Source organism: Streptomyces decoyicus (genome assembly GCF_019880305.1).
Classification (GTDB): Bacteria; Actinomycetota; Actinomycetes; order Streptomycetales; family Streptomycetaceae; genus Streptomyces; species Streptomyces decoyicus.
This window is the reverse complement of sequence record NZ_CP082301.1, coordinates 3,806,531-3,815,966: the sequence shown is the minus strand read 5'-3', so window position 1 is coordinate 3,815,966 and position 9,436 is coordinate 3,806,531. Positions and strand designations below refer to the sequence as shown.

The following is a 9,436-nucleotide window of genomic DNA, read 5'->3' as shown; positions in this document are numbered from 1 at the left end:
CAGCGGGGTGCCTCGGCCAGGCGCCCGGTGGGTGTTCTTCCCCTGCCTACTCCTTCTGAAGGATCTCCTTTACGGAGATTTACGGGAAGGGGTGCGACACGCCCGACCGCGGGGGTCGGAGAAGAACAGTGCTCCTCAGGGAGCACAGCGCATCGGGTCCCAGAGCGTTTACGAGAGACAGGACTACGAAGTAGCCATGGCGGGACAGAAGATCCGCATCCGGCTCAAGGCCTACGACCACGAGGTCATCGACTCTTCGGCGAAGAAGATCGTCGAAACGGTGACCCGTACTGGTGCGTCGGTCGCGGGCCCGGTGCCGCTGCCCACTGAAAAGAACGTGTACTGCGTCATCAAGTCGCCGCACAAGTACAAGGACTCGCGCGAGCACTTCGAGATGCGCACGCACAAGCGCCTGATCGACATCCTCGACCCGACGCCCAAGACCGTTGACTCGCTGATGCGCCTGGACCTTCCGGCCGGCGTTGACATCGAGATCAAGCTCTGAGAGGCGCGGAAGAGATGGCTAAGCAGATCAAGGGCATCCTGGGCGAGAAGCTCGGCATGACCCAGGTCTGGGACGAGAACAACCGTGTCGTCCCGGTCACTGTGGTCAAGGCCGGCCCCTGTGTCGTTACCCAGGTGCGCACCAATGACCAGGACGGTTACGACTCCGTCCAGATCGCCTTCGGCGAGATCGACCCGCGCAAGGTGAACAAGCCCCTCAAGGGCCACTTCGCGAAGGCCGACGTCACCCCCCGTCGTCACCTCGTCGAGGTCCGTACCACCGACGCCGGTGAGTACACCCTCGGCCAGGAGCTGACCGCTGAGACCTTCGAGTCCGGCGTCAAGGTGGACGTGACCGGCAAGAGCAAGGGCAAGGGCTTCGCCGGCGTCATGAAGCGTCACGGCTTCCACGGCGGCAAGGCGTCCCACGGTGCCCACCGTGTGCACCGTAAGCCTGGCTCCATCGGTGGCTGCGCCACCCCGGGCCGCGTGTTCAAGGGCATGCGGATGGCCGGCCGTATGGGCAATGAGCGGGTCACCACCCAGAACCTGACCGTCCACGCCGTTGACGCGGAGAAGGGTCTGCTGCTCATCAAGGGCGCAGTTCCTGGTCCGAACGGCGGCCTCGTCCTGGTCCGTACCGCGGCCAAGGGGGCCTGAGGTAACCGATGAGCACCATTGACATCCTTTCGCCGGCAGGCGACAAGGCCGGTACCGTCGAGCTCCCCACGGAGATCTTCGACGCGAAGGTCAGCGTTCCGCTGATCCACCAGGTCGTTGTCGCACAGCTGGCCGCTGCCCGTCAGGGCACGCACAAGACCAAGACTCGCGGCGAGGTCCGCGGCGGTGGCAAGAAGCCTTACCGCCAGAAGGGCACCGGCCGCGCGCGCCAGGGTTCGACCCGTGCGCCGCAGTTCGCCGGCGGTGGCATCGTCCACGGCCCCGTGCCGCGTGACTACAGCCAGCGGACCCCGAAGAAGATGAAGGTCGCCGCCCTGCGCGGTGCCCTCACCGACCGGGCCCGCAACAGCCGTATCCACGTCGTTGCCGGCGTGGTCGAGGGCGACATCTCCACCAAGGCCGCCAAGACTCTCCTCGGCAAGGTCAGCGAGCGCAAGAACGTGCTCCTGGTCGCCGAGCGCAGCGACGAGGCCGCGTGGCTGTCCGCCCGCAACCTGCCCCAGGTCCACATCCTGGAGCCGGGCCAGCTGAACACGTACGACGTGCTCGTCTCCGACGACGTGGTCTTCACCAAGGCCGCCTTCGAGTCCTTCGTGTCTGGCCCCAAGGCCAACGCTGAGACCGAAGGGAGCGACGCCTGATGAGTGAGGCCGTCGTCACCAGCAAGACCTTCTCGGACCCGCGCGACATTCTCGTCAAGCCGGTTGTCTCGGAGAAGAGCTACGCCCTGCTGGACGAGAACAAGTACACGTTCATCGTCGCGCCGGGCTCGAACAAGACCCAGATCAAGCAGGCCGTCGAGGCGGTCTTCTCGGTCAAGGTCACCGGGGTCAACACGATCAACCGGCAGGGCAAGCGCAAGCGCACCCGCACCGGTTACGGCAAGCGCGCCGACACGAAGCGCGCCATCGTGACCCTCGCCGAGGGCGACCGTATCGACATCTTCGGCGGCCCGGTCTCCTAACGGAGTCCGAGTCGTCCGGAATCGGACGAGGACTGAGAAATGGGTATCCGCAAGTACAAGCCGACGACCCCGGGCCGTCGTGGCTCCAGCGTCGCCGACTTTGTCGAGATCACGCGGTCCACGCCGGAGAAGTCGCTGGTCCGCCCGCTGCACAGCAAGGGCGGCCGTAACAACGCCGGTCGTGTGACCGTTCGCCACCAGGGCGGTGGCCACAAGCGCGCCTACCGAGTGATCGACTTCCGTCGTCACGACAAGGACGGCGTGCCGGCCAAGGTCGCGCACATCGAGTACGACCCGAACCGCACCGCGCGCATCGCGCTGCTGCACTACGCAGACGGCGAGAAGCGCTACATCATCGCGCCCCGTGGCCTGGCCCAGGGTGCTCGGATTGAGAACGGCGCTGGCGCCGACATCAAGCCGGGCAACAACCTGCCGCTGCGTCACATCCCCGTGGGTACGACGATCCACGCGATCGAGCTGCGTCCGGGCGGCGGTGCGAAGTTCGCCCGCTCGGCCGGTGCCTCCGTGCAGCTGCTGGCGAAGGAGGGCCGCATGGCCCACCTGCGCATGCCGTCCGGTGAGATCCGCCTGGTCGACGTCCGCTGCCGCGCCACTGTGGGCGAGGTCGGCAACGCCGAGCAGTCGAACATCAACTGGGGCAAGGCCGGCCGTATGCGCTGGAAGGGCGTCCGCCCGACCGTGCGTGGTGTCGTGATGAACCCGGTTGACCACCCGCACGGTGGTGGTGAGGGCAAGACCTCCGGTGGTCGCCACCCGGTCTCGCCCTGGGGTCAGAAGGAGGGTCGTACTCGTTCGCCGAAGAAGGCGAGCAACAAGTACATCGTCCGCCGCCGCAAGACGAACAAGAAGCGCTAGGAGCGGGTTTAGATGCCGCGCAGTCTCAAGAAGGGGCCCTTCGTCGACGACCACCTTTCCAAGAAGGTGGATGTTCAGAACGATGCCGGCACCAAGAACGTCATCAAGACCTGGTCCCGCCGCTCCATGATCGTCCCGGCCATGCTCGGCCACACGATCGCGGTGCACGACGGCCGCAAGCACGTCCCGGTGTTCGTCACCGAGTCGATGGTCGGCCACAAGCTCGGCGAGTTTGCGCCGACCCGCACCTTCCGCGGCCACGAGAAGGACGACCGCAAGTCGCGGCGTCGTTGATCGGCGGAGTGCGAAGACTATGACTGACACCGAAGGGACAACCATGGAAGCCAGGGCCCAGGCGCGGTACATCCGCGTCACGCCCATGAAGGCCCGCCGCGTGGTGGACCTTATCCGTGGCATGAATGCCACGGAGGCTCAGGCGGTCCTGCGTTTCGCCCCGCAGGCCGCGAGCGTGCCGGTGGGCAAGGTGCTGGACAGCGCCATTGCCAACGCCGCGCACAACTACGACCACACCGACGCCGGCAGCCTCGTCATCTCCGAGGCATACGTCGACGAGGGCCCGACCCTGAAGCGGTTCCGTCCGCGTGCTCAGGGCCGTGCCTACCGGATCCGCAAGCGGACCAGCCACATCACCGTGGTCGTCAGCAGCAAGGAAGGAACCCGGTAATGGGCCAGAAGGTTAACCCGCACGGGTTCCGGCTCGGCATCACCACCGACTTCAAGTCGCGCTGGTACGCCGACAAGCTGTACAAGGACTACGTCAAGGAAGACGTCGCCATTCGTCGCATGATGACGAAGGGCATGGAGCGCGCCGGTATCTCCAAGGTGGAGATCGAGCGCACCCGTGAGCGCGTCCGCGTTGACATCCACACCGCTCGTCCGGGCATCGTCATCGGCCGCCGTGGCGCCGAGGCCGACCGCATCCGTGGCGAACTGGAGAAGCTGACCGGCAAGCAGGTCCAGCTGAACATCCTCGAGGTCAAGAACCCCGAGACCGATGCTCAGCTCGTGGCCCAGGCCGTCGCCGAGCAGCTCTCCTCCCGCGTCTCCTTCCGTCGCGCCATGCGTAAGAGCATGCAGTCGACGATGAAGGCCGGCGCCAAGGGCATCAAGATCCAGTGCGGCGGCCGTCTCGGCGGCGCCGAGATGTCCCGCTCGGAGTTCTACCGCGAGGGCCGTGTGCCCCTGCACACGCTCCGTGCGAACGTCGACTACGGCTTCTTCGAGGCCAAGACCACCTTCGGCCGTATCGGCGTGAAGGTCTGGATCTACAAGGGCGACGTCAAGAACATCGCCGAGGTGCGTGCCGAGAACGCTGCCGCCCGTGCGGGTAACCGCCCGGCTCGCGGTGGCGGCAACGACCGCCCGCGCCGCGGTGGCGAGCGTGGCGGCCGCGGTGGCCGCAAGCCGCAGCAGCAGACCGCCGCTGCCGAGGCCCCCAAGGCCGAGGCCGCTGCCGCTGCTCCGGCGGAGACCCCCGGAACGGAGGCCTGACCGACATGCTGATCCCTCGCAGGGTCAAGCACCGCAAGCAGCACCACCCGAAGCGCAGCGGTATGGCCAAGGGTGGCACCGAGCTGGCCTTCGGTGAGTACGGCATTCAGGCCGTCACCCCGGCTTACGTGACGAACCGTCAGATCGAGTCCGCTCGTATCGCGATGACCCGTCACATCAAGCGTGGCGGCAAGGTCTGGATCAACATTTACCCGGACCGCCCGCTCACGAAGAAGCCGGCCGAAACCCGCATGGGTTCCGGTAAGGGTTCTCCGGAGTGGTGGGTCGCGAACGTCAAGCCCGGTCGGGTGATGTTCGAGCTGTCCTTCCCGAACGAAAAGGTTGCCAAGGAGGCGCTGACCCGCGCCGCCCACAAGCTTCCGATGAAGTGCCGCATTGTGCGGCGCGAGGCAGGTGAGTCGTGATGGCGGCCGGTATCAAGGCGACCGAGCTGCGCGAGCTGAATGACGAGGACCTCGTCGGCAAGCTTCGTGAGGCCAAGGAGGAGCTGTTCAACCTCCGCTTCCAGGCGGCGACCGGACAGCTCGAGAACCACGGTCGGCTCAAGTCCGTCCGTAAGGACATCGCCCGGATCTACACCCTGATGCGTGAGCGCGAGCTGGGCATCGAGACGGTGGAGAGCGCCTGATGAGCGAGAAGAATGTGACTGAGACGAACGAGCGCGGTTTCCGCAAGACCCGTGAGGGTCTCGTCGTCAGCGACAAGATGGACAAGACCGTCGTCGTCGCCGTCGAGGACCGCGTCAAGCACGCGCTGTACGGCAAGGTCATCCGCCGTACCAACAAGCTCAAGGCGCACGACGAGCAGAACGCTGCCGGCGTCGGCGACCGCGTCCTCCTGATGGAGACCCGGCCGCTGTCCGCCACCAAGCGCTGGCGCATCGTCGAGATCCTCGAGAAGGCCAAGTAATCCCTCCTAGGGGGACTCCCTAGGAACAGTTCCGCCAGGCTCGGCAGGGGCTCGCCTCAGCAGAGGAAAGCCCCTGCCGGGAACCGGCAGACAAACAGGAGATAGACGTGATCCAGCAGGAGTCGCGACTGCGTGTCGCCGACAACACTGGTGCGAAGGAAATCCTTTGCATTCGTGTTCTCGGTGGTTCCGGTCGCCGCTACGCGGGCATCGGTGACGTCATCGTCGCCACCGTGAAGGACGCGATCCCCGGTGGCAACGTGAAGAAGGGTGACGTCATCAAGGCGGTCATCGTTCGCACCGTCAAGGAGCGCCGCCGTCCGGACGGCTCGTACATCCGCTTCGACGAGAACGCGGCCGTCATCCTCAAGAACGATGGCGACCCCCGCGGCACCCGCATCTTCGGCCCCGTGGGCCGGGAGCTGCGCGAGAAGAAGTTCATGAAGATCATCTCGCTCGCGCCGGAGGTGCTGTAACCGATGAAGATCAAGAAGGGCGACCTGGTCCAGGTCATCACCGGTAAGGACAAGGGCAAGCAGGGCAAGGTCATCCAGGCCTTCCCCCGCGAGGACCGTGTCCTGGTCGAGGGTGTCAACCGGGTCAAGAAGCACACCAAGGCCGGACAGACCGCTCGTGGTTCGAAGACCGGCGGCATCGTGACGACCGAGGCCCCTGTCCACGTCAGCAATGTTCAGCTGGTCGTGGAGAAGGACGGCAACAAGGTCGTTACCCGCGTCGGATACCGCTTCGACGACGAGGGCAACAAGATCCGCGTTGCCAAGCGGACCGGTGAGGACATCTGATGACTGCCACCACCAACGCGCCGCGTCTGAAGACGCGCTACCGCGAAGAGATCGCCGGGAAGCTGAAGGACGAGTTCTCGTACGAGAACGTCATGCAGATCCCCGGTCTGACCAAGATCGTGGTCAACATGGGTGTGGGCGACGCCGCCCGCGACTCCAAGCTGATCGAGGGCGCCATCCGCGACCTCACCACGATCACCGGACAGAAGCCGGCCGTCACCAAGGCCCGTAAGTCCATCGCGCAGTTCAAGCTGCGTGAGGGCCAGCCGATCGGTGCCCACGTCACCCTCCGCGGTGACCGCATGTGGGAGTTCCTGGACCGCCTGCTGTCGCTGGCGCTGCCGCGCATCCGCGACTTCCGTGGTCTGTCCCCGAAGCAGTTCGACGGTCGGGGCAACTACACCTTCGGTCTCACGGAGCAGGTCATGTTCCACGAGATCGACCAGGACAAGATCGACCGGACGCGGGGCATGGACATCACCGTGGTCACCACGGCGTCCAACGACGATGAGGGCCGCGCCCTGCTTCGTCACCTCGGCTTCCCGTTCAAGGAGAACTGACCGTGGCGAAGAAGGCTCTGATCGCTAAGGCGGCTCGTAAGCCGAAGTTTGCTGTCCGCGCGTACACGCGTTGCCAGCGCTGCGGCCGTCCGCACTCCGTCTACCGCAAGTTCGGCCTGTGCCGCGTGTGCCTTCGTGAGATGGCTCACCGTGGCGAGCTGCCGGGCGTGACCAAGAGCTCCTGGTAATCCCTTCATTGGGATGACCAGGGCTCTCGGTAAGCATTGGGCCGGTGGGCGCCCCACCCCTTCTTTCCCGTAGGGTAGAAGGGTTTGGGCGCCCCGCCGCCCGAGACCGACCGCGGGCCGTGCCCGCATAAAGTCGCTTACTACGCCGTAGGTCCCCGCGCCGCACCCGTCCCGACTCTGATCGGGGAGAGGGATGGCGCACATAGGAAACCCCGGCGAGAGAGGCCGAAGGCCAATTCATGACCATGACTGATCCCATCGCAGACATGCTGACCCGTCTGCGTAACGCGAACTCGGCGTACCACGACACCGTCGTGATGCCGCACAGCAAGATCAAGTCGCACATCGCGGAGATCCTCCAGCAGGAGGGCTACATCACCGGCTGGCGCGTCGAGGACGCCGAGGTTGGCAAGAACCTCGTCCTCGAGCTGAAGTTCGGCCCGAACCGCGAGCGCTCGATCGCCGGCATCAAGCGGATTTCGAAGCCGGGCCTGCGGGTCTACGCAAAGTCCACCAACCTGCCGAAGGTCCTCGGCGGCCTGGGCGTGGCGATCATCTCCACGTCCCACGGTCTCCTGACCGGTCAGCAGGCCAGCAAGAAGGGCGTGGGTGGGGAAGTCCTCGCCTACGTCTGGTAACCAGGGAACGGAGGAATAGCTAATGTCGCGTATTGGCAAGCTGCCCATCCAGGTTCCCGCTGGTGTGGACGTCACCATCGATGGCCGTACGGTCGCGGTGAAGGGCCCCAAGGGTTCTCTCTCGCACACCGTCGCGGCGCCCATCGAGGTCGCCAAGGGTGAGGACGGCGTGATCAACGTTGTCCGCCCGAACGACGAGCGTCAGAACAAGGCCCTGCACGGCCTGTCCCGCACGCTGGTGGCGAACATGATCACCGGCGTGACCCAGGGCTACAGCAAGGCGCTCGAGATCAGCGGTGTCGGTTACCGCGTCCAGGCGAAGGGCTCCAACCTGGAGTTCTCCCTGGGCTACAGCCACCCGATCCTGATCGAGGCCCCCGAGGGCATCTCCTTCAAGGTCGAGTCCCCGACCAAGCTCAGCGTCGAGGGCATCGACAAGCAGAAGGTCGGCGAGGTTGCGGCGAACATCCGCAAGCTGCGCAAGCCTGACCCGTACAAGGCCAAGGGCGTCAAGTACGCCGGCGAGGTCATCCGCCGCAAGGTCGGAAAGGCTGGTAAGTAAGCCATGGCATACGGTGTGAAGATCGCCAAGGGCGACGCTTACAAGCGGGCCGCTGCGAAGCGGCGCCACATCCGCATCCGTAAGCGGATTTCGGGTACCCCGGAGCGTCCGCGTCTGGTGGTGACGCGGTCCAACCGTGGCATCACCGCTCAGGTCATCGACGACATTGCGGGCCACACGCTGGCCTCGGCGTCGAGCCTGGACGCGTCGATCCGTGGTGGCGAGGGCGACAAGAGCGCTCAGGCTCAGAAGGTCGGCTCCCTGGTCGCCGAGCGTGCCAAGGCCGCCGGTGTCGAGGCCGTCGTGTTCGACCGTGGTGGCAAGCAGTACGCCGGGCGGATTGCCGCTCTGGCCGACGCCGCCCGCGAAGCCGGGCTGAAGTTCTAAGCCCCGGTTCCGGAGCTAGCGGACGTAACAGAGAGAGGTAAATCCAATGGCTGGACCCCAGCGCCGCGGGAGCGGTGCCGGTGGCGGCGAGCGGCGGGACCGGAAGGGTCGCGACGGTGGCGCTGCCGCCGAGAAGACCGCATACGTTGAGCGCGTTGTCGCGATCAACCGTGTCGCCAAGGTTGTCAAGGGTGGCCGTCGCTTCAGCTTCACCGCGCTGGTCGTGGTGGGCGATGGTGACGGCACCGTAGGTGTCGGTTACGGCAAGGCCAAGGAAGTTCCGGCTGCCATCGCCAAGGGCGTGGAAGAGGCCAAGAAGAACTTCTTCAAGGTCCCCCGTATCCAGGGCACCATCCCTCACCCCATCCAGGGCGAGAAGGCTGCGGGCGTTGTCCTGCTCAAGCCGGCTTCCCCCGGTACCGGTGTGATCGCCGGTGGCCCCGTGCGTGCCGTTCTGGAGTGCGCGGGCATCCACGACGTGCTGAGCAAGTCGCTCGGTTCGTCGAACCCGATCAACATCGTGCACGCCACGGTGACCGCGCTTCAGGGCCTTCAGCGCCCCGAGGAGATCGCGGCCCGTCGTGGCCTGCCGCTGGAGGACGTTGCTCCCGCCGCTCTGCTGCGGGCGCGTGCCGGGGTGACCGCGTAATGGCGCACCTCAAGATCACGCAGACGAAGTCTTTCATCGGTAGCAAGCAGAACCACCGCGACACCCTTCGTTCGCTGGGCCTCAAGCGGCTCAACGACGTGGTTGTCAAGGAGGACCGCCCCGAGTTCCGCGGAATGGTGCACACCGTCCGCCACCTCGTGACGGTTGAGGAGGTCGACTGA

At 65.7% G+C, this 9,436-nt stretch carries 20 protein-coding genes; all 20 read left to right on the top strand.

Annotation, left to right across the window (positions count from 1 at the left end; translation table 11 throughout):
• Window positions 1-196 precede the first annotated feature (196 nt).
• The 20 genes from rpsJ (at window position 197) to rpmD (ending at window position 9,436) form a co-directional block, all read left to right on the top strand.
• Window positions 197-505 carry a 30S ribosomal protein S10 gene (gene rpsJ / locus K7C20_RS16645; RefSeq protein WP_003948644.1) on the top strand — a complete coding sequence of 103 codons (309 nt, stop codon included), beginning with the start codon at window positions 197-199 and terminating at the stop codon, window positions 503-505.
• A 14-nt stretch (window positions 506-519) separates the two neighbouring features.
• Window positions 520-1,164 (top strand): 50S ribosomal protein L3, encoded by a 645-nt coding sequence (gene rplC, locus K7C20_RS16640; RefSeq protein ID WP_018090903.1) that lies wholly within the window; start codon window positions 520-522, stop codon window positions 1,162-1,164.
• An 8-nt stretch (window positions 1,165-1,172) separates the two neighbouring features.
• Complete coding sequence (gene rplD / locus K7C20_RS16635; RefSeq protein ID WP_030074776.1) at window positions 1,173-1,826, top strand: 50S ribosomal protein L4; 654 nt, start codon at window positions 1,173-1,175, stop codon at window positions 1,824-1,826.
• The gene (rplW, locus tag K7C20_RS16630; RefSeq protein ID WP_030074778.1) at window positions 1,826-2,149 is read left to right on the top strand and encodes a 50S ribosomal protein L23; all 324 of its coding nucleotides are present in this window, start codon (window positions 1,826-1,828) and stop codon (window positions 2,147-2,149) included. Before rplD ends, rplW begins: the two co-directional genes overlap by 1 nt.
• 39 nt (window positions 2,150-2,188) lie before the next feature.
• Window positions 2,189-3,025 (top strand): 50S ribosomal protein L2, encoded by an 837-nt coding sequence (gene rplB, locus K7C20_RS16625; RefSeq protein ID WP_030074780.1) that lies wholly within the window; start codon window positions 2,189-2,191, stop codon window positions 3,023-3,025.
• A gap of 12 nt (window positions 3,026-3,037) precedes the next feature.
• Window positions 3,038-3,319: a 30S ribosomal protein S19 gene (gene rpsS, locus K7C20_RS16620; RefSeq protein WP_018090899.1), complete on the top strand. Its 282-nt coding sequence runs from the start codon at window positions 3,038-3,040 to the stop codon at window positions 3,317-3,319.
• 43 nt (window positions 3,320-3,362) lie between these two features.
• Window positions 3,363-3,710 carry a 50S ribosomal protein L22 gene (gene rplV, locus K7C20_RS16615; protein ID WP_037839423.1) on the top strand — a complete coding sequence of 116 codons (348 nt, stop codon included), beginning with the start codon at window positions 3,363-3,365 and terminating at the stop codon, window positions 3,708-3,710.
• The gene (rpsC, locus tag K7C20_RS16610) at window positions 3,710-4,537 is read left to right on the top strand and encodes a 30S ribosomal protein S3 (protein ID WP_030986147.1); all 828 of its coding nucleotides are present in this window, start codon (window positions 3,710-3,712) and stop codon (window positions 4,535-4,537) included. The genes rplV and rpsC overlap by 1 nt, the downstream gene beginning before the upstream one ends.
• A gap of 5 nt (window positions 4,538-4,542) precedes the next feature.
• Window positions 4,543-4,962: a 50S ribosomal protein L16 gene (gene rplP / locus K7C20_RS16605; RefSeq protein ID WP_006604880.1), complete on the top strand. Its 420-nt coding sequence runs from the start codon at window positions 4,543-4,545 to the stop codon at window positions 4,960-4,962.
• A complete protein-coding gene (gene rpmC, locus K7C20_RS16600) occupies window positions 4,962-5,186 on the top strand; it encodes a 50S ribosomal protein L29 (RefSeq protein ID WP_030074787.1) in 225 nt (74 codons plus the stop codon). The genes rplP and rpmC overlap by 1 nt, the downstream gene beginning before the upstream one ends.
• A complete protein-coding gene (gene rpsQ, locus K7C20_RS16595; protein WP_006604882.1) occupies window positions 5,186-5,467 on the top strand; it encodes a 30S ribosomal protein S17 in 282 nt (93 codons plus the stop codon). Before rpmC ends, rpsQ begins: the two co-directional genes overlap by 1 nt.
• Before the next feature lie 107 nt (window positions 5,468-5,574).
• Window positions 5,575-5,943 (top strand): 50S ribosomal protein L14, encoded by a 369-nt coding sequence (gene rplN, locus K7C20_RS16590; protein WP_003992364.1) that lies wholly within the window; start codon window positions 5,575-5,577, stop codon window positions 5,941-5,943.
• Window positions 5,944-5,946: 3 nt separating this feature from the next.
• Window positions 5,947-6,270 carry a 50S ribosomal protein L24 gene (rplX, locus tag K7C20_RS16585; protein ID WP_006604883.1) on the top strand — a complete coding sequence of 108 codons (324 nt, stop codon included), beginning with the start codon at window positions 5,947-5,949 and terminating at the stop codon, window positions 6,268-6,270.
• Window positions 6,270-6,830, top strand: coding sequence for a 50S ribosomal protein L5 (gene rplE, locus K7C20_RS16580; RefSeq protein WP_030074789.1), 561 nt, complete (start codon window positions 6,270-6,272; stop codon window positions 6,828-6,830). Before rplX ends, rplE begins: the two co-directional genes overlap by 1 nt.
• Before the next feature lie 2 nt (window positions 6,831-6,832).
• Window positions 6,833-7,018, top strand: a complete 186-nt coding sequence (locus K7C20_RS16575; protein WP_004571834.1) for a type Z 30S ribosomal protein S14 — start codon at window positions 6,833-6,835, stop codon at window positions 7,016-7,018.
• Window positions 7,019-7,257: 239 nt separating this feature from the next.
• Window positions 7,258-7,656, top strand: a complete 399-nt coding sequence (rpsH, locus tag K7C20_RS16570; protein ID WP_006604885.1) for a 30S ribosomal protein S8 — start codon at window positions 7,258-7,260, stop codon at window positions 7,654-7,656.
• A 22-nt stretch (window positions 7,657-7,678) separates the two neighbouring features.
• Complete coding sequence (rplF, locus tag K7C20_RS16565; protein ID WP_030074792.1) at window positions 7,679-8,218, top strand: 50S ribosomal protein L6; 540 nt, start codon at window positions 7,679-7,681, stop codon at window positions 8,216-8,218.
• 3 nt (window positions 8,219-8,221) lie between these two features.
• A complete protein-coding gene (gene rplR / locus K7C20_RS16560) occupies window positions 8,222-8,605 on the top strand; it encodes a 50S ribosomal protein L18 (protein ID WP_030074793.1) in 384 nt (127 codons plus the stop codon).
• Window positions 8,606-8,651: 46 nt separating this feature from the next.
• Window positions 8,652-9,254, top strand: a complete 603-nt coding sequence (gene rpsE / locus K7C20_RS16555) for a 30S ribosomal protein S5 (RefSeq protein WP_006604888.1) — start codon at window positions 8,652-8,654, stop codon at window positions 9,252-9,254.
• The gene (rpmD, locus tag K7C20_RS16550; protein WP_030074796.1) at window positions 9,254-9,436 is read left to right on the top strand and encodes a 50S ribosomal protein L30; all 183 of its coding nucleotides are present in this window, start codon (window positions 9,254-9,256) and stop codon (window positions 9,434-9,436) included. The genes rpsE and rpmD overlap by 1 nt, the downstream gene beginning before the upstream one ends.